Source organism: Pseudonocardia sp. NPDC049635 (genome assembly GCF_040659795.1).
GTDB lineage: Bacteria > Actinomycetota > Actinomycetes > Mycobacteriales > Pseudonocardiaceae > Pseudonocardia.
Map to the genome: position 1 here is coordinate 86,403 of NZ_JBFAON010000013.1, position 24,257 is coordinate 110,659.

At 70.9% G+C, this 24,257-nt stretch carries 30 protein-coding genes and 1 tRNA gene; 6 read left to right on the forward strand and 25 right to left on the reverse strand.

What is annotated here, in order from left to right; genetic code table 11:
• Positions 1-22: 22 nt before the first annotated feature.
• From AB0J24_RS17205 to AB0J24_RS17215, 3 genes are read right to left on the reverse strand one after another with little or no spacing between them, the layout of a single operon-like run.
• The gene (locus tag AB0J24_RS17205) at positions 23-1,171 is read right to left on the reverse strand and encodes a hypothetical protein (protein ID WP_358682234.1); all 1,149 of its coding nucleotides are present in this window, start codon (positions 1,169-1,171) and stop codon (positions 23-25) included.
• 55 nt (positions 1,172-1,226) lie between these two features.
• Positions 1,227-1,811 carry a dCTP deaminase gene (gene dcd, locus AB0J24_RS17210; protein ID WP_358682237.1) on the reverse strand — a complete coding sequence of 195 codons (585 nt, stop codon included), beginning with the start codon at positions 1,809-1,811 and terminating at the stop codon, positions 1,227-1,229.
• Positions 1,812-1,834: 23 nt separating this feature from the next.
• Positions 1,835-3,010 carry a UDP-N-acetylglucosamine 2-epimerase gene (locus tag AB0J24_RS17215; RefSeq protein ID WP_358682239.1) on the reverse strand — a complete coding sequence of 392 codons (1,176 nt, stop codon included), beginning with the start codon at positions 3,008-3,010 and terminating at the stop codon, positions 1,835-1,837.
• A gap of 163 nt (positions 3,011-3,173) precedes the next feature.
• On the opposite strand from AB0J24_RS17215, the gene AB0J24_RS17220 reads away from it, so the two are divergent.
• A tRNA-Gly gene (locus tag AB0J24_RS17220) sits at positions 3,174-3,244 on the forward strand.
• A 103-nt stretch (positions 3,245-3,347) separates the two neighbouring features.
• On the opposite strand, the gene AB0J24_RS17225 is transcribed toward AB0J24_RS17220, so the two are convergent.
• The 12 genes from AB0J24_RS17225 to AB0J24_RS17280 all read right to left on the reverse strand — a co-directional run bounded on the left by AB0J24_RS17225 (position 3,348) and on the right by AB0J24_RS17280 (position 10,332).
• Complete coding sequence (locus AB0J24_RS17225; protein ID WP_358682241.1) at positions 3,348-3,743, reverse strand: tyrosine-type recombinase/integrase; 396 nt, start codon at positions 3,741-3,743, stop codon at positions 3,348-3,350.
• Positions 3,691-4,518, reverse strand: a complete 828-nt coding sequence (locus AB0J24_RS17230; protein WP_358682244.1) for a hypothetical protein — start codon at positions 4,516-4,518, stop codon at positions 3,691-3,693. The genes AB0J24_RS17225 and AB0J24_RS17230 overlap by 53 nt, the downstream gene beginning before the upstream one ends.
• Positions 4,518-4,748, reverse strand: a complete 231-nt coding sequence (locus tag AB0J24_RS17235) for a helix-turn-helix domain-containing protein (protein WP_358682247.1) — start codon at positions 4,746-4,748, stop codon at positions 4,518-4,520. Before AB0J24_RS17235 ends, AB0J24_RS17230 begins: the two co-directional genes overlap by 1 nt.
• Positions 4,741-6,108, reverse strand: a complete 1,368-nt coding sequence (locus AB0J24_RS17240) for a replication initiator (protein ID WP_358682249.1) — start codon at positions 6,106-6,108, stop codon at positions 4,741-4,743. The genes AB0J24_RS17235 and AB0J24_RS17240 overlap by 8 nt, the downstream gene beginning before the upstream one ends.
• 89 nt (positions 6,109-6,197) lie before the next feature.
• Positions 6,198-6,863, reverse strand: a complete 666-nt coding sequence (locus AB0J24_RS17245; protein ID WP_358682252.1) for a hypothetical protein — start codon at positions 6,861-6,863, stop codon at positions 6,198-6,200.
• Positions 6,860-7,075 carry a hypothetical protein gene (locus AB0J24_RS17250; protein ID WP_358682255.1) on the reverse strand — a complete coding sequence of 72 codons (216 nt, stop codon included), beginning with the start codon at positions 7,073-7,075 and terminating at the stop codon, positions 6,860-6,862. The genes AB0J24_RS17245 and AB0J24_RS17250 overlap by 4 nt, the downstream gene beginning before the upstream one ends.
• Positions 7,075-8,553 carry an FtsK/SpoIIIE domain-containing protein gene (locus AB0J24_RS17255; protein WP_358682258.1) on the reverse strand — a complete coding sequence of 493 codons (1,479 nt, stop codon included), beginning with the start codon at positions 8,551-8,553 and terminating at the stop codon, positions 7,075-7,077. Before AB0J24_RS17255 ends, AB0J24_RS17250 begins: the two co-directional genes overlap by 1 nt.
• Positions 8,554-8,654: 101 nt before the next feature.
• Positions 8,655-8,843: a hypothetical protein gene (locus AB0J24_RS17260; protein WP_358675485.1), complete on the reverse strand. Its 189-nt coding sequence runs from the start codon at positions 8,841-8,843 to the stop codon at positions 8,655-8,657.
• Position 8,844: 1 nt separating this feature from the next.
• Complete coding sequence (locus AB0J24_RS17265; RefSeq protein ID WP_358682261.1) at positions 8,845-9,195, reverse strand: hypothetical protein; 351 nt, start codon at positions 9,193-9,195, stop codon at positions 8,845-8,847.
• 5 nt (positions 9,196-9,200) lie between these two features.
• Positions 9,201-9,389 carry a hypothetical protein gene (locus AB0J24_RS17270; RefSeq protein WP_358682264.1) on the reverse strand — a complete coding sequence of 63 codons (189 nt, stop codon included), beginning with the start codon at positions 9,387-9,389 and terminating at the stop codon, positions 9,201-9,203.
• A gap of 269 nt (positions 9,390-9,658) precedes the next feature.
• On the reverse strand, positions 9,659-9,931 hold the full coding sequence (locus AB0J24_RS17275; RefSeq protein WP_358682267.1) for a hypothetical protein: 273 nt from the start codon (positions 9,929-9,931) through the stop codon (positions 9,659-9,661).
• Positions 9,928-10,332: a hypothetical protein gene (locus AB0J24_RS17280; protein ID WP_358682270.1), complete on the reverse strand. Its 405-nt coding sequence runs from the start codon at positions 10,330-10,332 to the stop codon at positions 9,928-9,930. The genes AB0J24_RS17275 and AB0J24_RS17280 overlap by 4 nt, the downstream gene beginning before the upstream one ends.
• 172 nt (positions 10,333-10,504) lie before the next feature.
• Here AB0J24_RS17280 and AB0J24_RS17285 point away from each other — a divergent pair, with 172 nt between their 5' ends.
• Positions 10,505-11,269 (forward strand): GntR family transcriptional regulator, encoded by a 765-nt coding sequence (locus AB0J24_RS17285; RefSeq protein ID WP_358682273.1) that lies wholly within the window; start codon positions 10,505-10,507, stop codon positions 11,267-11,269.
• A gap of 13 nt (positions 11,270-11,282) precedes the next feature.
• The gene (locus AB0J24_RS17290) at positions 11,283-11,972 is read left to right on the forward strand and encodes a YdcF family protein (protein ID WP_358682276.1); all 690 of its coding nucleotides are present in this window, start codon (positions 11,283-11,285) and stop codon (positions 11,970-11,972) included.
• Between the two features lie 181 nt (positions 11,973-12,153).
• Here AB0J24_RS17290 and AB0J24_RS17295 read toward each other — a convergent pair whose 3' ends face one another.
• Positions 12,154-13,089 carry an erythromycin esterase family protein gene (locus AB0J24_RS17295; RefSeq protein WP_358682279.1) on the reverse strand — a complete coding sequence of 312 codons (936 nt, stop codon included), beginning with the start codon at positions 13,087-13,089 and terminating at the stop codon, positions 12,154-12,156.
• Positions 13,090-13,644: 555 nt separating this feature from the next.
• The gene (locus AB0J24_RS17300) at positions 13,645-14,379 is read right to left on the reverse strand and encodes a hypothetical protein (RefSeq protein ID WP_358682282.1); all 735 of its coding nucleotides are present in this window, start codon (positions 14,377-14,379) and stop codon (positions 13,645-13,647) included.
• A 64-nt stretch (positions 14,380-14,443) separates the two neighbouring features.
• Here AB0J24_RS17300 and AB0J24_RS17305 point away from each other — a divergent pair, with 64 nt between their 5' ends.
• Positions 14,444-15,046, forward strand: a complete 603-nt coding sequence (locus AB0J24_RS17305; protein WP_358682285.1) for a helix-turn-helix domain-containing protein — start codon at positions 14,444-14,446, stop codon at positions 15,044-15,046.
• Positions 15,047-15,693: 647 nt separating this feature from the next.
• Here AB0J24_RS17305 and AB0J24_RS17310 read toward each other — a convergent pair.
• From AB0J24_RS17310 to AB0J24_RS17345, 8 genes are all read right to left on the reverse strand, one after another.
• On the reverse strand, positions 15,694-16,422 hold the full coding sequence (locus AB0J24_RS17310) for a hypothetical protein (protein ID WP_358682288.1): 729 nt from the start codon (positions 16,420-16,422) through the stop codon (positions 15,694-15,696).
• 44 nt (positions 16,423-16,466) lie between these two features.
• The gene (locus tag AB0J24_RS17315) at positions 16,467-17,099 is read right to left on the reverse strand and encodes a pyridoxamine 5'-phosphate oxidase family protein (protein ID WP_358682291.1); all 633 of its coding nucleotides are present in this window, start codon (positions 17,097-17,099) and stop codon (positions 16,467-16,469) included.
• A gap of 60 nt (positions 17,100-17,159) precedes the next feature.
• Entirely contained in the window at positions 17,160-17,336 is a 177-nt protein-coding gene (locus AB0J24_RS17320) for a hypothetical protein (RefSeq protein ID WP_358682294.1), read from the reverse strand.
• 140 nt (positions 17,337-17,476) lie between these two features.
• The gene (locus tag AB0J24_RS17325; protein WP_358682297.1) at positions 17,477-17,815 is read right to left on the reverse strand and encodes an MmcQ/YjbR family DNA-binding protein; all 339 of its coding nucleotides are present in this window, start codon (positions 17,813-17,815) and stop codon (positions 17,477-17,479) included.
• Between the two features lie 42 nt (positions 17,816-17,857).
• Complete coding sequence (locus tag AB0J24_RS17330; RefSeq protein ID WP_358682300.1) at positions 17,858-18,577, reverse strand: alpha/beta hydrolase; 720 nt, start codon at positions 18,575-18,577, stop codon at positions 17,858-17,860.
• Between the two features lie 10 nt (positions 18,578-18,587).
• On the reverse strand, positions 18,588-19,400 hold the full coding sequence (locus tag AB0J24_RS17335) for a hypothetical protein (RefSeq protein WP_358682303.1): 813 nt from the start codon (positions 19,398-19,400) through the stop codon (positions 18,588-18,590).
• 67 nt (positions 19,401-19,467) lie between these two features.
• Complete coding sequence (locus AB0J24_RS17340; protein ID WP_358682306.1) at positions 19,468-19,815, reverse strand: hypothetical protein; 348 nt, start codon at positions 19,813-19,815, stop codon at positions 19,468-19,470.
• Positions 19,816-20,091: 276 nt separating this feature from the next.
• Positions 20,092-22,065, reverse strand: a complete 1,974-nt coding sequence (locus AB0J24_RS17345; protein ID WP_358682309.1) for an Hsp70 family protein — start codon at positions 22,063-22,065, stop codon at positions 20,092-20,094.
• A gap of 290 nt (positions 22,066-22,355) precedes the next feature.
• Here AB0J24_RS17345 and AB0J24_RS17350 point away from each other — a divergent pair, with 290 nt between their 5' ends.
• Together AB0J24_RS17350 and AB0J24_RS17355 are read left to right on the forward strand one after the other, a co-directional pair.
• On the forward strand, positions 22,356-23,174 hold the full coding sequence (locus tag AB0J24_RS17350; RefSeq protein ID WP_358682312.1) for a hypothetical protein: 819 nt from the start codon (positions 22,356-22,358) through the stop codon (positions 23,172-23,174).
• A 136-nt stretch (positions 23,175-23,310) separates the two neighbouring features.
• Positions 23,311-24,117: an IniB N-terminal domain-containing protein gene (locus tag AB0J24_RS17355; protein WP_358682315.1), complete on the forward strand. Its 807-nt coding sequence runs from the start codon at positions 23,311-23,313 to the stop codon at positions 24,115-24,117.
• The last annotated feature ends 140 nt before the right edge of the window (positions 24,118-24,257 follow it).

A 24,257-nucleotide genomic window follows, 5' to 3' on the forward strand; every position in this document is an offset into this window, starting at 1 on the left:
GATCTTCCGGTGCCGGTCGGGCTCAGCAGGACGTGAAGGACGAGACCTGGAAGGTCGGCGTCGCCGCGGCCGTGCGGGTGAGCACCACCCGGCCCAGCTGCGGCCCGGCTGCCGCACCCCACGCGGTGGCACAGCCGTCGACGGTGGTGCTGCCGCCGGGGGCGACGGCCGGGTCGGACTGCCGGTCCGGCGTCGTGACCGTAGCGTCCGCGGGGACCCGCGCATGCAGGACGGCGACCGCGTCCTCGCAGGTCGCGGCCCCGGTGGCGAGCCGGAGCTGCTCGATCGCCGGGTCCTGGGCCAGCCGGCAGACCCGGGCCGGGTTGCCGTCGGTGACGCCGGTGTCGAGCGCGACGAGGGCGAGCTGCGGACGGTCCACGCCGAGCGCCGCGCGCATCTGGGCACCGGCCTGCGCGTCGATCCGGGCCTGGTCGTCGCGGATCTCGGCGGACCGGAACGTGTAGCCGGCCCCGGAGACGACCAGGAGCACCCCGCCGACCGCCAGGACCTTCCAGCGGGGGAGCAGCAGCAGCCCGGCGACGACCACCCCGGCACCCAGTGCGAGCCCCCACGCCCACGGGTTGCGGGAGGTGGCCTGCAGCAGCGCCCCGACGAGCACGACGCCCGCGACGTGCGGCGCCCAGCCGTTGAGGAGCCGGTCGAGCCGGAACAGGGTGAGCAGCAGCAGGGTGCCGAACCCGAGCCCGACCGGAACCCACCAGCGGTCCGGATCGTCGAGGAAGGGCAGCAGCAGGACGGCGGCGCCGACCAGGCCGAGCGCGCTCGCCCCGCGGAGGGTGCGCGGACGCAGTGCGCGCCAGTGCGCCCACGGGTCCCGGCCGGCGCCGGGGCTGCCGCCCGGGCCGGGCCGAGCACCGCTCCTGCGGTCGGCGCCGGACGTGCCGGAGTCACCGGGGGCCTCCCGCGCGGGGCGGGGGACGGGCACCACCGCCGAGCCGGGTTCCGCTGACGCGCGCCCCCCGGACTCGCGCTTCCCGGGGTCGTGCTTCTTGGCTCCGTAGGCGCCGGAACCGTGCACGCCGGAGCCGCGCGGATCCGCGGCCGCGCCGTCACCGGCCCGACGGCCACGGTCGGGCCTGCCGGGGCGGCGGCGCCCGGTCGCCCACGGGTCGGGCGACCCGTTCTCCGGGGAGCTGCGCTCGGCGTCCATCGCGACCAGGGTAGCGACGCGGGGCCGCCGTACCGCGGAACGACGAGGCGCGGTGTCAGAGACGGCGGGTGTCGGTGCGGTGGAAGTTCCGGAACGCCCGGGACGGCGTCGGGCCCCGCTGGCCCTGGTAGCGGGAACCGACGCCCTCGCTGCCGTAGGGCCGCTCGGCCGGGCTGGACAACCGGAACAGGCACAACTGGCCGATCTTCATGCCCGGCCAGAGGGTGATCGGCAGGTTCGCGACGTTCGACAGCTCGAGGGTGATGTGACCGGTGAAACCCGGGTCGATGAACCCGGCCGTGGAGTGGGTGAGCAGGCCGAGGCGGCCCAGCGAGCTCTTGCCCTCCAGGCGCCCGGCGAGGTCGTCGGGCAGGCCGACCCGCTCGAACGTCGAGCCGAGCACGAACTCACCGGGGTGCAGCACGAACGTCTCACCGTCCGGTGTCTCCACCGGGGTGGTCAGCTCGTCCTGCTGCTCGGCCGGATCGATATGGGTGTAACGCGAGTTCTGGAACACCCGGAAGTAGCGGTCCAGCCGCACGTCGATACTCGACGGCTGGAGCATCTCGACGTCCCACGGATCGAGCACCAACCGTCCGGACTCGATCTCCTTGCGCAGGTCACCGTCGGAGAGCAGCACCGGGACACCCTAGCGATCCAGGCTCAGGCCTCGGACGGCTCCTCCGTACCCGCCGCCTCCACCTCGGGCTCCGGTCGAGCCTGCGACGGCACCACCGGCTCCAGCTGCGGCGAGCGGCAGAGACCGAACATCCAGGCCACCGCCTGCTCGGCGCGGGCGGCCTCCAGGCCGTCGGACGGTTCGGGACGACGACCATGGTCCCCGTCCATCATCTGGGCGACGGCCGCCGCGGCGTCGTGGGCGGCGATGCTGCGGATCGAGTCGCCGGGCTGCGGCACGTTCGGGCCGTCGACCAGCACGGCGAGCGTTCCCAGGCCGGGGGCGTCGACCACCAGGTCCTGGTCGTCGGTGACGACGACGGTCGCGGCGGCCAGCACGGCCAGCTCGTCGGGCAGGTCCAGCCGGGGCACGACGGTGACCCGTGGATGCGCGGCCAGCGACAACGCCGGCTCCCCGGTCGCGAGCGCGCCGGTCACCAGGACCTCGATCCTCGGGTACCGCTCCAGCAGGTCGGCGAGACCACCGAGGACCGGGAGCGACGCCGACCGTTCCAGGTCGACCAGCACCAGCCTGCGGTGCTGGGAGTGCGTGCGTTCCAGCGCGTCGCGGCAGTTGCGGTCGGCCGGGCCGGGCAGCGAGTTGACCGTGTCCCCGATGGTGAGCACGTTCGGGCCGAGGGGGCTGCCGAGCGCGGATCCGCTGGTCGTCAGGAACAGCGACGCCAGCTGGCCGATCACCCGCCGGTGTGCCTCCTGCGGGAACGGGCACAGCAGGTCGTCGGTGCCCATCCCGGCCTGCATGTGGACCACCGGGATCCGCCGCCAGAACGCCACCGACGCCGCGACCGACGCGGCCAGCCCCCCGCCGTGCACCAGGACCGCCGAGGGATCCTGGTCGACCATCAGCTGGTCGAGCCTGGTCATCAGGGCCGCCGCGACGTCCGCCACGCCGAGACCGACGTCGACCGGCAGCAGGATCGTGATGTCGGTCGCGACGCCGAGTGCCTCGAAGGTCTCGTGCACCACCATCGGGTCCGAACCGGTCGCGACGGTGATCCCGCGGATCCGGTCCGCGGATGCGATGGCCGATGCCACCGGGGCGAGCCGCGCCACCTCCGGCCGGCTGCCGGCGATCAGCAGGATGTCGTGCTCGTGCTCCGCAATATCCGGCCCGGACGTCAGCGGTTCGAACATGCCCATCGTGACCCCTTCCGGCCGGAGTGCGGACCGTTGTCCGGAGTCTGCGCGACGGCCACGGTGGGGGTCGAGATGATCGCGCCGGGTGGTCGGTTCCTGCGGCGACCGGGGCCTGGTGGCCCGTGACAGGTCGTCGACGACTGGTGCTAAGGTGATCGCACACGGTGCGGATGTAGTTCAATGGTAGAACATCAGCTTCCCAAGCTGAATACGCGGGTTCGATTCCCGTCATCCGCTCGCATACCGAAGGCCCAGGTCAGCGGGTTGTCTCGCAGGGACCTGGGCCTTCGTCGTTCGCGGGGAACGGTCCCGCGTGCTACCCCCGTGCGATTCGGGTGTCTCATCCAGCGCCCGGCGGATCGTGCGCGTCGCCGTGCGGTCGGGCAGGCCCGCGGCGGTGGTCGTCGACCAGGCCGCTCAGCCCGTCGGCGATCCGGCGGTCCGCCGCGCTGGTCGCCCGCTGGTAGATCAGCGCCGCTCGCATGTCGTCGTGGCCCATCCGCGACATGAGGTCCCTGGTGCTGGCGCCGGTCTGCGCCGCCCACAGGTTGCCGGTGTGGCGCAGGTCGTGGAAGTGCAGGCCGGGTGCACCGAGCTTGCGCACCGTCTCGACCCAGCGGACCAGGTTGTTGAAGTGCGCCCGGCGCAGGGCCCCGCCCTTCGGCCCGGTGAACAGCAGCGCCTCAGGGGCCGGGCCGACGTACTCGTGCAGGTGCTCGACCAGCTCCGGCCGCACCGCCGCCGGGATGCTGATAGTCCGGACCCCGGCGCGGGACTTCGGCGGCCCGACGACGATCCCCCGACCGACGACCTCTGTGTGTGCGATTGACCCGCACCCAGCTCCCGTCGTGGGCGACGTCCTGCCGTCGGAGAGCGGTCGCCTCGCCCCACCGCAGCGTCGCGAACGAGGTCACGATGATCAGCATCCGCAGTCGTCGGTAGCGCATCGCGTCGGCTAGCTCGAACACCTGTGGCAGCGTCAGCACCGGACGTTCCGCCGGGTTCTCCTGGTCGGCGCCACGCACCCGGCACGGATTCCGAGCGAGGATGCGATCCTCGTCGACGGCGGTGTTCAGCACCGCCCGGAGCAGCCGGTACGCCTTGGCCGCCATCGTCTGGGACACCCCGGAGGCAAGGAGGTCGGCCCGCCACTGCCGAACGAGCGCCGTGGTCAACTCACCGAGCGCAACCCCACCGAGGCCGGGTACGACGTGCCGGGCCAGCAGCCATCGGTACAGCTCGACGGTGCGGGGCCGGAGTCCCGCGCGCTGCTCGATCCAGCGTTCGGCGTAGTCGACGAGGCGGACCTTGGCCCGGGACGGGTCGGTCCACTCGCCTTGACTGATCGTCGCCTCAATCCGGGACAGGTAGACGTCGGCATCGGTCTTTCGGGCGAACGTGGTCGGCGCGGTCCGCCGCTGGCCGTCCGGGCCGAGGTAGCTCGCCTGGTAGCGACCAGACGGCAGCTTGCGGACGTGCCCGAACCGGCGGTGGCCCCGCTTGTTCGCCATCAGGCCACCCCGTCGAGGTCACGCCAGACGCTCGCGGCGGTCACCGGCTCGACCCGCCCGGCCTCGACGAAGGCATCGAGATCGGCGACGGCGAAGCGCACGTGTCGACCGACCCGGAAGAACGCGATACGGCGTTCGGCGATCAGCCGGCGGACGAAGCGCACCGAAGTGTTCAGGTGCTCGGCCGCCTGCGGGACGGTCAGGTACTGCGCACCGGTCGGGTCAGCCATGGCGGGCCTCCTTCCTGCTCGTACGTTGTTCGCGTCGTCGTTCGGCGATGCCGAGGGCGATCTCTCGTTCGGCGTCGTTGCGGTGCCCGATCTGGACGACGGCCCAGTCGTTGACCACCAGGACGGCCCCGACCTCGGTGGGGGTGTCGAGCGCGGCCAGGGTCTCGCCGAGCCGGTAGGCGCGTCGGTCCCCGCGGATGGCCCCGAAGGTGGTGGAGTACGCGCGGGATTTGGTGAGGAAGTGGCCGCGGAAGCCGAGCATGTGCGCCCAGCGGCGCAGGTTCAGCTCCGCGTACTCCTCCCGGCCGCCGAGCTCCCACGCCGTTTCGATCAGGCGCCGGTGGTGCCCGGTCAAGTCGAGGTGGCGCAGGTGGGCGATGTCGCGGATCGGCCGATCTGTCGCCTCGGACTTCCCGGTGCCCTTGGTCGCGTACTTCGCCACGTAGGCGGCAAGTGCGGAGTCGGTGATCTCGCCGTCGTCGTTCTCGAGCGCGGCCGCCGTGGTGGAGGTGATCGGGCGGATGTCGACCTGGGTGCCCCAGGCGAGCAGCAGCGGAGTCCCGTCCGGGCGATCGACGATGAGGGACACGTCCCGGGCCGCCTCGCGGATCGCGGCGTTGAGCCCGTCGGCGGTGATTCCGGCCGGTGGCGTGGTGGTGGGCCCGTCGGGGCCGTCCAGGCGCACGACGGCGTGAAAATGGACCAGGCCGCGGCGTTGGTATTCGGCGACCTTGGCGTAGGACAGCCGCGCGTGGTCGCGGAACTCCCGCACCTTGACCCCGAGCATCTGCGCGAGGATGCGGCGCAACCGGATGGCGAAGCGGTTCCACAGCTTGCCGGCGTGGGCCTGCCACAGGATGGCGCCGGTGTAGTCGTGGGTGTCGGGGTCGAGGGCGCCGCCGATGCGGGGGTCGTCGCGGTGGTGCTTGTCCCCGCATCGGCACGGGACGACCAGGCCGCGGGCGGTGACCCGGCGGGAGTGCACCGGCCCGAACGAGGGTGCGGTGAGGGTGACGAACAGCCGCGGATGGGCGGCCGCTGTGTCGGGGACGCCCTTTCCGCCGGCCATCCCTGCGCGGAGGAGGTGGTAGGCGTCGGAGGCGTAGCGGTCCGAGCAGGCCGGACACACCGAGGCTCTGCGGTTGCCGCAGGGGGCGAGGATGTCGCCGTCGCGTTCGGTGATGACGGTGCCGGTGGCGCGGTCGTAGACGCGGGATGATCCGGTGAGGTGGATGGGTGCGGCGCAGCCGCCGATGGCGGTGACCTCGCGGCGCCAGGTCTGGAAGCCGTCCGAGCGCAGCAGGTGCGACAGGTCCGCGTCGTGCTGATCGTGCTGGGTGGTTGTGGCAGCCGTGTTCACGGCATCCCTCCCGGGGACGGTTCGAGGCTGTAGGAGGCGGCATCGGCCCCGCCGGGAGCTGGTCTCACTTCGGCGGGGTCGAGCGCAGGTCACCGGCGGTGGGTGCGGTGTTCGTGGTCGATCTCGACCGGGCCCGGGGTGTAACCGTGGTAGCGGGCCAGCAGTCGCGCCGCGGCCCGATACGAGCTGGCGTGGCCGACGAGGACACCGTGGTCGTTCTCGACCCGATACCGGCCCTCGTCGCGCAGCACGGTGCCGCCCTGCCCCGTGTCGCCCAGGCAGACCAGGGCTTTGCCGGGTGCGACGACGTCGACGCCGATCAATCCGGTCGAGCGCTGCGCTGGTCGCCTCCCTGCCGGTGCCGGTGTCGGCTGCGGGATCGGTCGCAGGTGGGTCCAGCGGGAGACCATGTCGCGCGTCGCCTTCGGGACCAGCACCGAGCGGGCCGGCCCTTCCTCACATGTGTGGTGGACGTGGTGGGTGCCGCCGAGCCGGAGGTGTCCGGTGTCGAGGAGCTGGACCACGGTGTCCCCGTCATGCCGAGCCACCGCGTCCGCGCAGCCCGGGCGGACAGGATCGGCCCGCAGCACCAGCCCCGAGCGCTCGACCACGAACAACCCCGGGTCCTGGGCGAGGGCGACGACCCGGGCGACCTCGCGCGGGTCCTGCGTCGCCACCGGCCCCCGGTCGCTGGGCTCGACGACGGCCGGGTCGCCGAACAGCGCGCCCTGCACGGTGCTGGTGTGGCTGGTCATGCTGACCACCACCAGGTGGCGCGGGCTTCCCAGGACCATTCGCGGGCGAGCTGGCGGATCACGTACCACTCGGCGACCAGCGCACCAGCGGTGATGACCCAGAACCAGCCCGAGCCGGTGCCCAGGGACAGCCACGCACCGCCGACGATGAGCGTGAACAGCAGGGTGAACTTGGCCCAGGTGCGGAGCACCCATCCGGTGGTGGAGCCCATCAGGCCGCCCCCCGATCGGTGCCGTCGACGTCATCGCCGCCGCCGGTGCCGTCGATGTCGTCGGTGTCGTCGTGGAGGTCGATCACCTCAGCTGCCGGCGGCGGCGTGCAGCGTTCGACGAGTTCGGTGATGTCGTCGTCGGACACGTAGGCCGCCCGGAAGCGGACCGGGAGCCGTGAGCCCTTGTCGATCACGAACCCGATCCCGGCATGCCGAGCGTCCCCGGGGATCTCATCGGCCAGCGCTCCCCGCTCCCGTGCGCCCTCGCCCAGGACCATGTCGACGTGGCTCGCGGCGGTGACGCCCAGGCAGATCCGCTGGGTGAACAGCTCCCGCACGTCCACCACGTCCTTGGACGGTTCCTGTAGGTAGCCGTGGACGGTGAACAGCGACGCCCGGCCCTGGGTCATCACCTCTGCGAGGAGCCGCAACGCATCCCGCACGCTCGACCGGTCGCCGTAGGCGGTGAGCATGGCCATCTCGTCGATGACCAGCAGCTCCACCGGGGTTCCCGTGGAGGGTGTGCAGGTGCGGATGTTCTGGTCGCGCATGTCGTCCTGCCGGTCCCGCATCGCGTCGCGGAACTCGGTCAACAGCTCCAACGCTCGAGGCATGGTGGTGGCGTAGCGGTGGAACAGCGGGGCGCCCTGTTCGGTCTCCACCCCGCCCTTGAGGTCGACCATCCAGACGCGGACGATGCCGTCGCGGATGCAGGGTCCGACCCCGCGCAGGATCGACCACAGGATGGAGCCCTTGCCTGCTCCGGAGGCGCCGGCGACGAGGCGGTGTCCGCCGATGACGGGGGCGGTGAAGGGTTCGCCGCGTTCGTTGTCGCCGATCTCGACCGCCCCCAGGTCGACATCCTCGGCCTGCTCGGGGATGTCGGGTGCGGGGATGGTGCGGGTGAACGGAAGCTCCCACTCGATCACGATCGCCACGACCCCGGGCCGGTGGCGGGTGATCGCGACCCGGTGGGCGATCAGTGCCTCCCACAGGATCGAGGAGCGCTCTTGCCAGTAGGCGACGTCCTGGCCGCGGACCATCCGCACGTAGACGGTGTCGATCGAGGACGACGACGAGCGCACCCGCAGGATGCGCGGGACGAGCTGGTCACCGGTGTGCCGATGCTCGCGGGTCAGTCCGGTGTCGGTCATGAGCTGTGTCCAGCGGTGGCCGCGGTAGACCGTCCACCGCCGCCACGTCGCGCGCAGAGCAGGAGCGGCGAACCGGTCGAAACTCGCCGGATGCACACGCCCCCACACCGCGACCGAGGCGGCCAGGGCGCCGAGCCCGATCACCGTGGCGAGCGGGCCGAGCATCAACGCCAGCCCCAGGACGACCAGGGGGACGGCGACGAACCCGGGATGCCGGGCCAGCCAGGCCAGGGCCTGGAACTCCCGCCCCGGAGGTCGGGTGGCACGCCCGCCACGGGTGCGGGCGGGGCCGTTGATGCGGGTTGCTGAACTATGCTTGGTCATTGCTACCAGTCCTCACCAGAGTTGTCGGGTAGCACGGGGCGTCCGCTGTGTGTTTCCGCCAAGAATCAGTGCAGCGGACGCCCCCACCACCCGACGTGGGGTCATTTCTGTTCGCGCAACGCACCGCGCGCCGAGTCGAGCTGCACCGTCAGATGCGCGACATCGCGGGCGAGATTGTCGTGAGTGTTCTTGAACCCACCGGTCCGATACGGAATCCCGTGCAGTGAGCGTTTGAGTTCCCGCATGGCGGCGTCGATGTCCTCCACCACGCGATCCACGGCTTTCGACATGTCATTTTCTCCATTCGCGGGAGACCAGCTCGGCTTCCCAGCGCTTCGCCGATGCCGACATCACCTGCAGGGAGCGGTGGGCCTTCTTCGCTGCCGCGCTCATCTCCTCCCCGGTCGCGCGCGACCAGGCGTGTCGGGCGGTGGCGCCGGCTTTCGCGCTGACGCCCTTCGCGGACTTGCGTTCACCGCGGCGTTCGGCATCGCGTGCCTTGGCGGTGAGCTTCTCGGCCTCGGTCAGGGCGTCCCCGACGAGCTGTAGGGCCCGCCAGAACTCGCCGTACTTGCGCAGCGCGCGCCGGTTGACCTTCGGCAGGGTCGTGACCCGATCGCGGGCCCCGAGACTGAACGCCATGACGGTCAGACGCCTTTGCGGATGGTGAGCTGTGCCAGGCGCAGGCCTTCGGCGACACCGGCCCGCCACGCCTGCTCGGTCGGGATCACCGGTGCCTCGGTGCGGGCCCAGCGGCGGCGTTCGATCTCCAACCGGCGCACCAACCGGCCCACACCCGAGGTGCTGCGCTGCCGGGTGTTCGTGGTCGTGTTCATGCCGTCATCTCCATTCCGACCGACGACGCCGAGTCGCTGGTCTCGCCTTCTCCGAAACAGCCCGGGCAGATCCCGGAGCCGCCACACGCCTGGCACTCGATCCCGTCGATCGAGTCGCCGTAGCCGTCACACACATCGCAGGCGCGGCTACCACTGCATTCGCCACACACCACCGGTGATCACCTCTGATCGGAGACACAGCTGTCCCCGTCTCGGAACTACTCGGATGTGCCGGAACCCGGTCCGGCGGAATTGAATGGGCCGCCGGGTCAGGCGGCCGGCCCGTTGACTGCGCGGACCTCGTTGCTCTCGTTGTCGTTCTGGCGGGCGGTCAGCTCCCGCTCGGTGGCGTCCAGGACCTCCCGGAGCCGGAGGAGGTCGGTCCGGTCGAGGTAGAGCGTCACCGAGCCGCCGGAGCCCTCCATATCCACGGTGACCCGGTCCTCACGCGGGTGGACCCGTACCGGGAAGCTCGTCGTCTCGAACACGTGCACGTTGACCGTCACCGTCGAGGACGGCAACCAGTCCGGCCGCCCGGTCACTGGTCACCGCCGTCGTGGTCCTTGCCCCGCCGCGCCGGTGCGGGTGCGGGGTGGGCGTGCTTGAGCCCGGCCGCCTTGAACGCGATCCCCGACACCGTCCGCCCATCCGGCGAGTCGATCGAGTACGGGTTGATCCTCGGGTCGATCAACTGCACCCGCACGTCCTCCGGAAAGCCCTCACCCGGGTCCGCGGTCAGGGTCACCTTGATCTCCTCACCCTTCGGCGCCCGCTGACCCGCCGCCACCTGCAACTTCGCGAACAGCGACACCACGAACTGCATCACCCCATCCCGATCGGTCACCGGCACCTCAGCGCCGTTCGCGTCCTGACGGGTCTTGGGCGCAGGTGGCTCCACCACCGTGAGCTTGTAGCCATCGAGTACCACCGGAAGATCCCTCATGTCGCCCCTCCATGTCTGATTAAGCTAGCTCTATTAACTCGCGAGCATGCGACACTGTCAATAGACCTAGCTGTATCCGGCCTGCGGGGTCGGGAGGGCTTAGGGATAGCCTTGAACTTGACACCCGTAGCCGGAGGACCCGGCGAGGTGCTGCACGAGGAGGACCCGGTCAGTGACCAGCGGCTATCGAGACGTCGCCGACGCGCTACGTGACGCCATCGAGGCGGGGGAGTACGCACCTGGTGCGACCCTGCCCAAGCAGGACGTCATCGCCGCGGCGCACGGGGTGAACATCCACACCGTACGCAAGGCCGTCGGAGTCCTCGAAGCCGAAGGTCTGGTCACCCCGATCCGCCGGCGGGGGACCGTCGTACGGTCTCGACCTCCGATGCGCCGGCTCGGCGTCGAGCGCTATGCCAAGCACAAGTGGAAGTCCGGTGTCGTCGCCTTCGCCGCCGACCGCGAGGCATCCGGGGTGGCGTGGAAGCCCGGTGACCAGACCCAGAGTGTCCGCACCGTCCCGGCCGACGACGCCACCGCCGCCGCGCTCGGGATCAAGCCGGGCAGCGAGGTCTACGAACGTGCCCGCCTGGTCACCGACGCAGGCCAACCCACCCACAGCCTCACCAGCTACTACCGGCCCGAGGACGTCGCCGACACCCCGATCGTCGACCCCACCCCGGGCCCGGTGCCCGGCGGCGGTGGCTTCGGCGCCCTGACCCGCAAGGGACTCGAACCCGACCGGATCACCGAGACCATCCACTCACGCATGCCGACCCCCGACGAGATCGACACCCTCGCACTACCGGCCGGCGAACCGGTCATGATCCTCGAACGCTGCACCTACACCGCAGACGGGCGCTGCGTGGAGTTCGCCCGAGGAGTGCACGCGGCGAGCAGGTTCGCCTGGACCTACAGCTTCACCATCCCGGACTGACCCCGAGACACCGATGACCCGCCACCGAGACGCCCTCGACGACCCCGCCACCGCCGAGGCCGTACACACCCTGTGGGACTACCACCGCCTCGACGATGGAACCGACACCATCACCGACGTCGGGATCGGCCTGGGCAGCCACGACCTGTCCGTGGCCACCACCACCGCCGAGCTCTACCACCGCGGCCGGTTCCCGCTGATCGTGTTCACCGGCGCCAACGCCCCCACCACCGTCGACCGCTTCCCCCGCGGCGAAGCCGTCCACTACCGCGACCACGCCCTGGCCCTCGGCGTCCCGGACAACGTGGTTCTCGTCGAACCCACCGCCACGAACACCGGCGAGAACATCACCCGCACCCGGGACCTGCTCGCCGCCGGCGGGCACAGCCCGCACGCGGTCACCCTGATCACACGGCCCTACCAGCAGCGGCGAGCCCGGGCGACCTGCCGCCAACTCTGGGCCGACGTCGAGGTCGTTACCGCCGCCAGCCCGCTCAGCCTGCACGAATACGTCGAGAGCATCGGCGACCCGCACCGCGTCATCACCATGCTCGTCGGCGACACCCACCGCATCCAGGTCTACGCCGACCGCGGCTACGCAGCACCCGAACCCATACCCACAACAGTCCAGGCAGCCTTCGACCACCTCGTCCAGCAGGGCTACACCGACCGCCTCGTTCCGAACGGATCGAGCCGGGTGTAGCTGCAGCGCGCCGTGTCTAGACTCTCCATTCGGTAGTTCAAGCGGCGCCTCCGGCGCCGGCAGCTTGGGCTGCGCCGGGCATGCGGCCTCCGGCCGGTCCCGGCGCAGCCCGCGCCAGCATCCTCCCCTATCACTACTTTCCCGACGACGCTGCTCATGCTAGTTTAAATAGCGCAATCTTTCAAAACAGCCTCATCATCGATGCACTCTTTCGGATATGCAGGAACCCGTCGACTGAACCGCGAACTCTAGGCGCTGTGGTGTAGTAGTTGCTATCGCGAGCTGGGTCATAAGTGGGTCCGACGCACCGAATACGTAGTGAGGAGTCGATCCAGGAGTCCGCGATAGGCGAAGTCCCCCGAGTCGTCAGCCATACTGTCTCCGAGCTAGTTTGCAGGGCCGACTCGAAGAACGACGGTGGAGCGGCGGGGATCGCGGTGTAGTCAGATCCGCTCTCGACTTCGCCCACGGTCACGGCAACAGATGCGTAGTTGTCGCCCAGTGCTGCGCGAAGGTGACCGCCGGCGTTCCTATGAAGCAAGTTCGCGTCAAGACCGTTGCCGACGGAGATGCCGCGGGGGTCGGCAGCTATAACGTGGGCTGCGCCACCCCATCGGATCACCTTGTGTCCGGTTCGCCGTCGCCAGAATAAGACTTGATTGGCAAGTTCTTGTTCGATCTCTACTAGGCTGTTCACCGGGCGCCCCCTCTCAGCTCCATGCACTATTCGAACCAGTGGTCCAGAGCCGTGTTCGTTATGGGCGCGCAACGCCAGTATGAAATCGAGAAACTCGCGATTATGTAAGAACCCCTGACTGCTCTGGATGATCGATTTCGGATCTCCCCTGCCGTGAGTGACGTACCCATCAAGCGCGGACCCAGTGTCGTAAGGCGGGTCGGTACCTTCGATTGCGATCGCTTCGAACGCGTAGTCTGATATTAGTCTTCCAATCAGACTGCTCATTGCGGCCGCTGCGTGAGTGGCGTGACGGACCGTGGCGCCCAGGCCGACAACAGTTGCCTCTCGGAACAGGTCAACCGCGGGCGAAGGTAGGCCGAAGTCGGGAACCGGAACAACGTGCTTGGCGATCTGTTTCCTGGCTTCCTGTGTGATCATGTTCGATACGTTAGAAACTCAACTCAGGTTGAGGTCAAAGAGTTTGCTAAGATCAGGTGAGGTGTACATGCCCTCGCCGGGCGGGCAGACCTCCGGGATGGTGGGCCGTGCCATCCCGTCGGCCTCCCAGAGGGCTACCGCACGGCCGCCCGTGGGCAGCAGCTCCGCATCGTCGGCCGCCGGTGTGTCTCGAGGGGCTGCCCACGAACGACCGCGCGGTCGGGCTGCGCCAGGCCGACGGGATGGCACTCGAACGGCAGCCGGGGCGTATGGGGAAGCGGGGCTGGCGAGGGTGTTCCTGGGCCGTCGTGGGGCCGTCGGAGACCACTCGACAACGAGGAACGACGCTGGCTGACGCGTGCAGGTTCCCGCTGGTCGGCACCGTCTCAGCCTGTAATCAGGCAGCCTGCTTGGCCTCCCAGAAGATCGTGTCGATCTGTCGGCGACATCTGTGAGCTGCTCCGGCGCAACACATCACGCCAGCGGGCCGATCCTCGTGGCGACTCCGGCTGATGCGAGATCGCGCTGCTCGCGTGTGTGACGCGGGGACGGCCTTCATGCGCTGCTGGCCCTCCGCAGTAGGGAGACTCCAGTGCTGATACCCCAGATCCAGATGAGCGGCTGGACGACTGCCCAGAGCATCGTCTCGGGCACGAAGTCGGTACCCAAGGACCAGCTGAGGCCCATCAGGAAGGCAGCTGCGCCACCGATGAGCGCGAGCCAAGCCGTCCAGGTCGGGAGCTCGCTGGAGGGGGCCTTGACGTGGGCGAGACCGAGCAGAGCGAAGGGGAGGCCGAGAACAAACATCGGAAGCGTATGGAACAGCGGGATCCGCAGCGCGTTCTGCACGGTGTCGCCGGTCGCGACGATCTGCGCCTGCTCGACCGGTGCTGCCTGTGCCCACTGCTGGGCGAGCTGAGGGATCGCGATCGCATCGGCGAGGTAGAGAAGGGTCGCTGCCGCGATCCCAAAGGCAAGGGCGAGCGTGGACAGCCGTCCCAACCAGGCCGTGCGGTCGCCCCCGCCGGGTAGGTCGTTGATGGCTACGAACACTGCCAGCCACCCGATGGTGGCGAGCAGCATCACGATATTGACCGGGCCCCATGCCGGAGTGGCGTTGACGTGCTCGAACACGGTCTCCGAGCTCGACTGGTCGCCTCCGGCGGTGAGGGTTCCGTGCAGGATCCCGGCGATCAGGTAGACGATCGTGGTGACGATGGCGCAGACACCCGCACCACGGAGGGTGGCGGTCGAGACGGGGTGGCGATCGGTGGCGACTGTGGTGCTCATGGTCGGCGGTGCCTCCGGATTCATACTTGCTGTCGTACGACGTCCAGTGAGGTGGTGTGAGTGAATGTTCACTCGCGACGATAGCAGTGGCAATCCGGACACACGTAGCCGTGTGCTCGCGGCGACGCGAAAGCTCATGGATGAGCGAGGGGTTGCCCGGGTCAGGGTGGACGCCGTCGCCAAGGAGGCCGGGCTGTCGGCCGGTGCCCTGTATCGCCACTTCAAGGGCCGCGAGGAGCTCATCCTCGCTGTGATCCTGGAGAGTGTCCCGCGCGACATGCCAATGACAGCGGCGCTGCCGTCCGAGGACGGCGCGCAGGAGGATTCGCTCTCGACGCTCATCGACCAGATCTACGAGCACGAGAAGCGGATGGCTGCTGTGGCCGTCACGGTGCTGGCCGACGAGCAGCTCAGCTCCGGCTTCCGGGACATGCTGAGTCGAGCGCCTGGAGGACCGGAGGACTTCACCCGTGCACTGGCGGCGGCGTTGCGAAGCTATGTAGAAGCAGGTGTCCTTCGTCGTGACCTCGACGTCGGCGTCGCAGCCACATTCGTTCAGGGCCGGTGCTTCCACCACGCGGTGCTCGACCGGTTACACGGGCCGCGTGAGGCGTTGGGCGCTCCGCCAGCTGTCACCGCCGAGATCGTCAACTTCCTCAAGGCGTGACCGCACTGGTTGCTGCAGCGGCGGGAGCATACCGGTGACCTCCCTCCCTCGCAGGTGCGTGACGAACTGAGTGACGATTACCCGTGAGGCCTGGGACCCCAGCGGACATCGATGGACATCCTCATCGCACTAGCCTGCCGATCCCTCGACGCAGGTCGACCGCGCCGGTTGCTTCGGGACGAAGCGGTCGTCACCAGCTATGAGGCGCGCCCGCGTGCGACGAACGTGCGATACGGCAGGGTCCGCGACGGTCACTGGCGGACACTCACGACCGTGACGACCTGCAGGTCAGAGCGTGGATCCAGCGACGTGCATCGGATTCCCAAGCTGAATACGCGGGTTCGATTCCCGTCATCCGCTCGCATACCGAAGGCCCAGGTCAGCGGGGTTGCCCCGCAGAGACCTGGGCCTTCGTCGTTCGCGGTTGCATCGCGTTCGGGCCCTGACCGGGCCATTCACCGCACGAGGACGACCGCTCCCGGGGGGGCGACTCGCCGAGGCCGGACGTCCGCCGCCCGCCGTGCGTGCGTTCATCCGTCGGCGATGCGTCGGTCCGCCGCCGTGGCCCGCCGGTGATGGGCCGGGCGTCCGGGCGCATCGCACGTCGGCGGTCCGGTGGCGTCGTCCACCGTCGTGCGGTGAACCCCTCACGTGGTGAGGTTGTCGCCTCGGGCGCGAGCCCCGGGCGCTGGGCCCCGGCCGGATTCGTGGCCGACACCGAGGTGCAGGCCCGCCCCGCCGAGCACGAGATCGAAGCGTTCGGGCGGCATCACGGTGCCGAAGTAGTGGTCCTCGGCTGCCGACCAGCGCGCGTCCCAGTCGGCGCGGTACTCGTCACCGTCGCGATCGAGGAGCCGCCGACGGCGGACGTGGCGCGGAACCTCCAGCAGCACCCGCAGGTCGAGCAGGTCGTGCAGCTCCGGCCGGCAGCTGTAGACGCCTTCGAGCACGACCACCGGTGCCGCCCGCACGACCGTCGGCGCCGCCACGAGCGGGATGATCTCGCTGTCCCAGTCCTCGGAGTCCCAGTCGAAACCGTGCCACTCGGCGACACCGTGCCGGCGTAGTCGCTCCAGGACGTCGCGTTGCCGACGCCAGTCGATCACCCGGTCCACCTTCTCGGCGGCCGACCTGCGGTCCCAGACCTCAGCGCTGCCACCGCCGTAGAACTCGTCGCCCTCGATCACGGTCACCTGCCCGGGACCGTCGCCTGCCGGACCGACGTCCTGGGTGAGCGCCTGCGCCAGCGTCGACTTCCCGGCGCCGCTGCGGCCGTCGAGCCCGGCGAACAACGGGCGGCGCCCGGCACCCGGCGGCCGCAGTCGGGCGGCCAGTACCGCTGCCGCGGTGCTGCCCCGCATCCCGTCCGGACTCATGTGACCATCGTGGCCCGGCCGGTGGGCGGTGTCGTCGCCCGAGCTCAGTAGAGCCGCTCAGCGTAGGACGGGCCGTAGTACTCCTCGATCTGCTCCAGCGGCTCGTCCGGACGGGAGAGCTGCTTCGCGATCGCCGCGACCGAGGGCAGCCGGTCCGCGCCGGGCGGACGCTCACCGCCCCACAGCTCCGAGCGCAGGAACGCCTTGGGGCAGTGGAAGAACACCTGGTCGACGGCCACCTCGCAGGCCAGCAAGGGCCGCCGTCCCCGCACCGCCATGGAGTCGAAGTAGTCGGCGTCACGGACCAGGCGGGCCCGGCCGTTGATCCGCAGCGTGTCGTTGCGCCCAGGGATCAGGAAGATCAGCCCGACGTGCGGATTCTGCAGGACGTTGCGCCAGCCGTCGACCCGGCCGTTCCCCGGGCGTTCCGGGACGGCGACCGTCCGGTCGTCGACGACGTGCACGAAACCCGCCGGGTCACCCTTGGGGGAGACGTCGCAGGTGCCGTCCGCCCCCGCGGTCGCCAGCAGCAGGAACCGCGACACCGCCAACCACTCGCGGTGCACGTCGAGAAGGTGGTCACGTTCCTTCGCCAGCGACGGCGCCCCCGGTTGCCCGGTGATCTTCTCGAGCTCGGCGACGGTACGGATCTCGGTGCCCCCGGGCGTGCTGCTCATCGGCCCACGATAAGCCTTGCACCACCGGACTTTCGCGCCGTTTTCCGGCCGGACCCCCGCTCAGCCGAGGACCGGGACGAGACCGCTCTCCCGCCCGCTCGCGGCGAGCACCAGGGCACGGTCGTCGTCCCAACCGTCGAGCGCGTCCGGCGGGTCCACGAGCCGGGTGACGGTCTCGCGGGCGACCCCCAGCCCGCTGGCCGGCGGCTCGGGCGCCCCCGGCAGATCCACGGTCATGTCCAGATGGTGGACGACGACCTCGACGACCCACGTCGCCGACCGCGCTCCCCGGCAGCACTCCCGGCCGCTCACCCCGCGGCGGCCGTCTCCCCGGCGACCCGCAGCAGCCCGGCGTCGACCGGCGGCGGGGCCGGAACTCACGCGTCGTACGCCCGAACCAGGGTGGTCGGTGCCCTGCGACGCCACGCCTGCTCGACCAGCTCGGCGAGCTGCCCGGGATCGACCCGGCCCAGGTCGACGAGGATCGAGCCGTGGCCGTCGTAGTGCGGTGTGGTGCTGTAGGCCGGGTCGCCGGAGGCGAGCAGCGCCTCCTTCTCCTCCATCGGACACATCAGCACCAGCAGTCCGTCGGACTCGGCCCGCAGCCGGGCGAAGCCCTTCCGGCGTACCTTCAGCGCCGGGGTGCGGTACCAGGTCGACTCCTCGACCTCCGGTAGCGCGCACCCGATCCGCACGACGTCACCCCAGTCCGGCATGGCGCCATCCTGCACCCGGGGGCCGGTGCGGTCGTGGACGAATCAGAGGTGCTCCGCCAGGAAGGCGTCCACGGCGGCCCGGCCGTCGGCGACGTACTCCTGGGCCTTCCAGCGTTCCACCAGTTCGGCGCCGGGGGCGAGCTCGACGAGCCGGCGTGACACCGACTCGGGGTGGTGCTCGTCGCCGCCCATCAGCACCAGCCAGGGGGTGCCGATCCGGGCGAGTGCCTCGTCGGGCACCGAGAACAGGATCCCGCCGCCGCCGTACATGTTCGCCTTGAACGACTCCCAGTCCTCGTCACCGGCTTCCGGATGGTCCGCCACGACCTCGGCGCGCCAGCCGTCGAAGATCTCCTCGAACAGGTGCTGGTTGCCGTCCCGGCCGATCGGCTGCAGCGTGACCGCGGCCCGGATCCGCTCCGGGGCGGTCGCGAGCAGGTTCGCGATGTAGGCGCCGCCGATGCACATGCCGAGCACCCCGAACTCGTCGACGCCGAGGTGGTCGAGCAGCGCGAGCTGGTCGGCGGTGTAGGTGGACCAACCGTCGCTGCCGTGCACCTGCGCGAACGACCCACCCGCGTTGCGCTGGTCCATCGCGATCACCCGGTAGCGATCGGCCAGGTGCTCCAGCGGGTTCCAGGGGGCCTTCTCCCAGGCCGACACGGTCGAACGCATCCCGCCGGGAGCGATCAGCAGGATCGGGAACCCGGAGCCGCGCTCCTCGTAGTGCAGGCTGACACCAGGACGCTCGAAGGTCGGCATGCCCGTCACGCTAGGCGACCCGTGGGGACGCCCGCTTCTCCGGCCGCCGGCGGGCGAGGATCGACGTGCCGTAGACGATGAAGGCGAGCCCGAGCACCAACATCCAGGTGTAACCGGCCCGCACGGTGTCGTCGAGCAGCGTGATGCCGACGAGCCCCGGCACCACGACCTGCACGGCCATGTACAGCGCCGTGACGGTCGCGATGTCGCCGAGCTGCAGCGCACGCGCGTAGTTGTAGAGCCCGACGACCGCCATCCCGAGCAGCACGTAGACCAGAGGTTCGGCCATCAGGGTGGACAGCGCGGCACCGTCGGAGACGTGCAGCGCCCGGATGCAGACCGCGCCGCCACCGAGGCCGAGCCCGGCGAGAACCGCGGAGGGCCACGGCACCGTGGACGGGTTCACCGCCAGCGTCGCCACCATGACCGCGACCAGCGCCCCGACGAGCACCGCGACCGTGACCCCGTGACCGGTCAGCGCCTGCTTGCGCTCGACACCCGCACTGCCCGCAACCAGCGCGAGACCCAGGACGCTCGCGCCGATCGCGAGCCGGTGCACCGGGCGCAGCCATTCATCACGGAAGTACCGGGCGTACAGGGCGGTCATCGCGATCGCACCCGCCAGCGTCGCCTGCACCGCGAAGATCGGGATGTACTGGAGTGCGACGACCATGCACAGCCAGGTGACGAGGTCCATCACCAGACCGGCGAGGAACCGCGGGCGGGCCATGACCGAACTGGTCCGGCCGCCCTTGCGGGCCGCGTCGGCCTGCAGGATCGCCGCCACCGTGCTGCACAGCATGGCGAGGACGGCGAACGTCATCCCGATCAGCACGGGCGCCGGACCGGGACGCGGGCGGTGCGGATGATCGACACCGCCCGATTCTCACCTACGGTCGGGAGGCACCGGTCCGGCGGGCGGGGTGCGACAGCGCGGGGCGCTGCTCGGGCAGCGCGGGCACCTGCGGGCTGACCTCGAAGAAGCCGCTCATCAGGCCGCCCACCGCCGGCTCGCCACGCTCGGCGGCCTGCTTCCACCCCGTGTCACCGACGAGCGCGGCCCGGCGCTCGCGGAGCGCCTCGCGTGGCTTCTCGGTCAGCGCCAACGCCAGCAGCGTGATCGCGACACCGACCAGCAGCGGCCCGCCGATCACCAGCACCGGCCACCCGAAGGCCAGGTACGCGACCAGCAGTGCCGCCGTCGCCATTCCGATGACCGCCCCCGCGAACTGTGTCATCACGAACTCCCCCGAATCGTGCAGACCCCACTATCACCAGTGGTTTTACCATCTCGGCAGGTGTCGAAACCGCAGACGCGACGCGGTTGCGGTCACACCTTCGGACGGTCGGGCGGCGCGGCTGCCCGTGATGGGGCCGTGATGGGGCCGAGCCGGCGTGGGGGCTCCCGGTTCCACGCCGGCCCGGCGGTCTGAATCATCCCGTGTGCACTCGGCATCCGAACGGGGTGGGGGTCACTCGCCGCTGTCGCTGCAGCGCAGAGCGTGATCGATGGGTCACGCGGCCGGGGGCGCACTCGTCGGCGGCGGGGGCGGGACGGGCTCCGTCGGCGGCGGGACGGGGCTGCTGGGCTCGGCCTCCGAGGACGGTGTCGGGGGCGGCGGCGGGGTGCTCGGCTCGGGGGCGGGCGGGGGCTCCGTCGGGGGCGGCACCGACGCAGCAGGCGGCGGCGGGACGGCCACCGGAGCGGGCGGCGGAGCGACGACCCGGGGTGAGGTCGGGGCGGCAGCACCCGCACCCCGCGCCGGCGCGGCGGCACCCGCACCCGTCGCCGGGGCGGCGGTCGGGGCCGCAGGGGCACCCGCGGCCCCCGCACCGGCACGCGCGGCCACCGTGGCGTCCGCACCGACGGGAGCAGCGGCTCCGGGGACCGCGACCGCGGCATCCGGGGGCGGGAGCTGCGAGGCCGGGGGAGCGGAGGTGCTCGGCGACGTCGGGGCGGCACTGAGCTCACCGAGCGCAGGCGCCGACGACGGCCAGAACAGCAGTGCCCCGGTGACCGCCAGGGTGCCCGCGAGGCAACCGGCGCCGAGCAGCACCCGCTGCCGGGTGAGCCCGCGGGCCACGGAGGGACGGGCCAGGTCGCGGCTGATGACGGAGTCCGGCACCCCGGGCAGGGCCCCGGGGTCGCTCTGCGGCACCGGCGGGAGGCCTGCCGAACGAGTGACCGGCAGGGCCGGCGACGAGGCTGCGGCGCCACGCTGGACGGGCAGCGGGCCGGTCGCCGGATCGAGCAGCCCGATCGCGGAGCCGATGCGCTCGGGGCGGACCCGCTCCGAGCGCTGCGCCCGCGATGCGCCGCCACGCTGGGCGGGGACGACCACCCGCGGTGCCGTGCCGTGCGACGCGGACACGGCCGGGCGGGGCCCCGTCCCGTCCCCGGGGGCCGGGACCGGTGCGATCCGGGTACCCGGCCAGGACGTCCCGGCACCGGGAGCGACGGCCAGCGCGGCCCCCCTGGCGGTGTCGTGCACCGGATCGGCGGTGACCGCCACCGGCCTCCCCGAGCGGGCGGAGAGAAGCTGCACCACCACCGGCGTCCGGGCGGCGCCACCGGCGAGCAGCACCTCGGCGTCCGGCACGGACTCCACGACCTCGGCGAGCAGATCGGCCACGGGCTCGAGGACCGGCGCGGCGAGCTCGTCGAGGTCCGAGCGGTGGATGCGGACCGTGGTGCTGACCCCGGGCAGATCGACCGTGACCCCGGCGACGGTGTCCCGGGAGAGCAGCTCCTTCGCGGCCCGGCAGTCGTCGCGCAGCGCGGCCAGCGTGGCCAGTACCTGGGGGTCCTCGACGTCGAGTGCGTCGAACGCGGCGGCGAGGCGGGGCGTGGCCGAACGGACGAAGGCGAACACGGCGTCGTCGACGTCGGCTCCGCCCGCGGCGCAGGTGAGCGGGCTGCCGACGATCCCCGGCAGCACCCCGGGCGCGGCCGGGGCCAGCGTGGTGGCGGTGCTCCCGTTCCCGCCGACGTCGACGACGACGAGCGGTCCCTCCGCCGGGGCGTCGGTGCGACGGGCGAGCGCGACCGCCTGCGGTGCGGTGACCAGCGAGACGGTGAGTCCGCGGCGGCCGATCGCGGCGGCGAGCAGGTCGCGCTTGTGCCTGCCCCAGGCGACCGGATGGGTGACGCCGATCCGGGACGGCGGGCCGCCGTAGCGGGCCGTCATCTCGTCGACGACGACGCGGACCAGGCGTGCGCAGAGATCCTCGGCCAGGTGGGGGAGCCCGCCCAGCGAGAGCGGGGTCGGGTCGCCGACCCGGTCGAGGAACCCGCGCGCGACGCGGTCCGGCTCGGCCGGCGCGCGCCGGGCTGCGGCGGCACCGCACAGGAGGTCACCGGCCGGGGTGGCGACGAGCAGGGCGGGCAGCGAGATCCCGCCGGGCCGCATCGGCTCGCCCGTCGCGCCGCGGAGCGCCGCAGCGGTCACCGTGGTCGCACCCAGGTCGATCCCGAGCAGGTAGGGCATGTCCCGTCCCCTCGTCGGCAGCAGGTCCCCCGACTCGCCGCACCCGTGGGCCAGCCACCATGCGTGACGAAGCCCCTCCCGAGAGCCATCGATCTGGGACCGTCCGGCGTTAGCCCGTGCGGCGCAGCGATTTCGTGTTGGGGAGCGATCCCCTAACGCCCCCTATCGGGACCCGGAGCGATCCCCGATGGCTGTCCGGGCCGCCGCCCCTAGCTTCGTTCCCAGGCACCGGCCGACCACCCCGGCCGGTCATCCCCACGGACACAGACCCAGACACACAGGAGTTTGCGATGGCGAGCGAGAAGCTGACCCTCATCGAGTTCATCAAGATCCTGCTCGGGACCGGCTCCGAGAGCATCCAGATGCGTGACTACTTCAACGACGACCCGGTCGCCGCGCTGGAGGAGCACGGCCTCGGCCACCTGACCGTCGAGGACGTGCGCGACGCGATCGTCATCGCCCAGGACAACGACACCGTCTCCTTCGACCGCAACTACGACACCGGCGTCGACTGGGCGGGCACCACCCGCGGCGGCTGGGACGGCGGCGGCAAGGAGGGCGGCCAGGCGGCGGCCGTGCACGAGAAGGTGCACGTCAAGGACAACTTCTACGAGTACGACATCGACGACCGCGACACCATCGTCGACAACTCGGTCAACCAGAACATCGACACCGGCGGCGGCGACTTCCGCCAGGACATCGAGACCAACTCGGTCACCGCGTCCGGCGACGGCGCGGTCGCGGCCGGCCGGGACATCGAGGACTCGGTCATCACCACCGGCAACGGCAACATCGTCGGTGACGACAACGACGTGGTGTCCGGCAACGGCAACACCACCGCCTTCGGTGACGGTGCCGCCACCAGCGTCGGCGACATCTCCGCCGACGACGGCGCCGCGGTCTCCATCGGTGGCAACGCCAGCGGCTCGCGCGACATCGACGGCTCGTTCAACGAGACCACCACGACGAACACCGTCACCACGACGTTCGACGACTCGTTCAACGTCGACGCCAGCCAGGACAACGACGCGACGTTCACGGACAACAGCACCACCGAGAACCACATCGCCTCGCACAACGGCATCGACGTCAACGCCGACGTCCTCTGACCGTCCGGCACTGACGGTCAGCCACTGACCGGTCACCGGGCCGGACCCCGACCCCGGCCCGGTGACCACCCCCTCCCACCACCACACGCCTTCCGTCGCCCGGCCGAGCGCGACGGCATCCGAAGAGGAGATCGCCATGTCCGCCGAGAAGTCGCTGATCCAGTTCATCCTGGACCTGCTGCGTGACCCGAAGCTGCTGGCCGAGTTCAAGGAGGACCCGCAGGGCCTGCTGGCCTCCTGCGGCCTCTCCGAGGTCAGCGCCGAGGACGTCCGTGACGCCATCGTCCTGGCCCAGGACAACGACGACGTCTCGTTCGACCGGAACTACAGCACCGGTGGCAACGGTGGTGGCGGCCACTCGACCCCGCCGCCGCCGGTCGAGCACCCGAAGCCGGGCGAGGACCCGATCACGTACCTCGACAAGTACGTGACGAACAACCACTACACCTACAACATCGACGACCGCGACACCATCGTCGACAACTCGATCAACCAGAACATCGACACCGGCGGCGGCGACTTCCGCCAGGACATCGAGACCAACTCGGTCGTCGCGTCCGGCGACGGCGCGGTCGCGGCCGGCGGGGACATCGAGGACTCGGTCATCACCACCGGTGACGACAACATCGTCGGCGACGGCAACGACGTCGTGTCCGGTGACGACAACACCACCGCCTTCGGCTCCGGCGACGCCACCAGCGTCGGCGACATCTCCGCCGACGACGGCGCCGCGGTCGCGGTCGGCGGCGACGCCCGCGGCTCGAACGACACCAGCGACTCGTTCAACGAGACCACCACCTCGACCGAGGTCACGACCGACATCTCGGACTCGTTCAACGTGGACTCCAGCCAGGACAACGACCTGTCCGCCACCGACAACAGCACCACCGAGAACCACCTGCTGTCGCACAACGACCTCTCCGCCGAGCTCTCCCTCGGCTGACAGCCGGTCACCCTCGACCGAGGGTCGGATCTCGCTGCTGCCGACGGCGGCAGTGCGTTGAACCGCACGGCCCATCGGCCCCGGCCACCCACCCGTGGGTGACCGGGGCCGATGACGTTCGTGTATCCATGACGGGAAAC

Coding starts and splice junctions, on each gene's coding strand:
- AB0J24_RS17205 (WP_358682234.1), bottom strand. CDS start 1,171: ATGGACGCCGAGCGCAGCTCCCCGGAGAACGGGTCGCCCGACCCGTGG.
- AB0J24_RS17215 (WP_358682239.1), bottom strand. CDS start 3,010: ATGGGCATGTTCGAACCGCTGACGTCCGGGCCGGATATTGCGGAGCAC.
- AB0J24_RS17230 (WP_358682244.1), bottom strand. CDS start 4,518: ATGGCGAACAAGCGGGGCCACCGCCGGTTCGGGCACGTCCGCAAGCTG.
- AB0J24_RS17235 (WP_358682247.1), bottom strand. CDS start 4,748: ATGGCTGACCCGACCGGTGCGCAGTACCTGACCGTCCCGCAGGCGGCC.
- AB0J24_RS17245 (WP_358682252.1), bottom strand. CDS start 6,863: ATGACCAGCCACACCAGCACCGTGCAGGGCGCGCTGTTCGGCGACCCG.
- AB0J24_RS17250 (WP_358682255.1), bottom strand. CDS start 7,075: ATGGGCTCCACCACCGGATGGGTGCTCCGCACCTGGGCCAAGTTCACC.
- AB0J24_RS17255 (WP_358682258.1), bottom strand. CDS start 8,553: ATGACCAAGCATAGTTCAGCAACCCGCATCAACGGCCCCGCCCGCACC.
- AB0J24_RS17260 (WP_358675485.1), bottom strand. CDS start 8,843: ATGTCGAAAGCCGTGGATCGCGTGGTGGAGGACATCGACGCCGCCATG.
- AB0J24_RS17265 (WP_358682261.1), bottom strand. CDS start 9,195: ATGGCGTTCAGTCTCGGGGCCCGCGATCGGGTCACGACCCTGCCGAAG.
- AB0J24_RS17270 (WP_358682264.1), bottom strand. CDS start 9,389: ATGAACACGACCACGAACACCCGGCAGCGCAGCACCTCGGGTGTGGGC.
- AB0J24_RS17280 (WP_358682270.1), bottom strand. CDS start 10,332: ATGAGGGATCTTCCGGTGGTACTCGATGGCTACAAGCTCACGGTGGTG.
- AB0J24_RS17290 (WP_358682276.1), top strand. CDS start 11,283: ATGACCCGCCACCGAGACGCCCTCGACGACCCCGCCACCGCCGAGGCC.
- AB0J24_RS17295 (WP_358682279.1), bottom strand. CDS start 13,089: ATGATCACACAGGAAGCCAGGAAACAGATCGCCAAGCACGTTGTTCCG.
- AB0J24_RS17300 (WP_358682282.1), bottom strand. CDS start 14,379: ATGAGCACCACAGTCGCCACCGATCGCCACCCCGTCTCGACCGCCACC.
- AB0J24_RS17305 (WP_358682285.1), top strand. CDS start 14,444: ATGTTCACTCGCGACGATAGCAGTGGCAATCCGGACACACGTAGCCGT.
- AB0J24_RS17310 (WP_358682288.1), bottom strand. CDS start 16,422: ATGAGTCCGGACGGGATGCGGGGCAGCACCGCGGCAGCGGTACTGGCC.
- AB0J24_RS17315 (WP_358682291.1), bottom strand. CDS start 17,099: ATGAGCAGCACGCCCGGGGGCACCGAGATCCGTACCGTCGCCGAGCTC.
- AB0J24_RS17320 (WP_358682294.1), bottom strand. CDS start 17,336: ATGACCGTGGATCTGCCGGGGGCGCCCGAGCCGCCGGCCAGCGGGCTG.
- AB0J24_RS17325 (WP_358682297.1), bottom strand. CDS start 17,815: ATGCCGGACTGGGGTGACGTCGTGCGGATCGGGTGCGCGCTACCGGAG.
- AB0J24_RS17330 (WP_358682300.1), bottom strand. CDS start 18,577: ATGCCGACCTTCGAGCGTCCTGGTGTCAGCCTGCACTACGAGGAGCGC.
- AB0J24_RS17335 (WP_358682303.1), bottom strand. CDS start 19,400: ATGACGTTCGCCGTCCTCGCCATGCTGTGCAGCACGGTGGCGGCGATC.
- AB0J24_RS17340 (WP_358682306.1), bottom strand. CDS start 19,815: ATGACACAGTTCGCGGGGGCGGTCATCGGAATGGCGACGGCGGCACTG.
- AB0J24_RS17345 (WP_358682309.1), bottom strand. CDS start 22,065: ATGCCCTACCTGCTCGGGATCGACCTGGGTGCGACCACGGTGACCGCT.
- AB0J24_RS17350 (WP_358682312.1), top strand. CDS start 22,356: ATGGCGAGCGAGAAGCTGACCCTCATCGAGTTCATCAAGATCCTGCTC.
- AB0J24_RS17355 (WP_358682315.1), top strand. CDS start 23,311: ATGTCCGCCGAGAAGTCGCTGATCCAGTTCATCCTGGACCTGCTGCGT.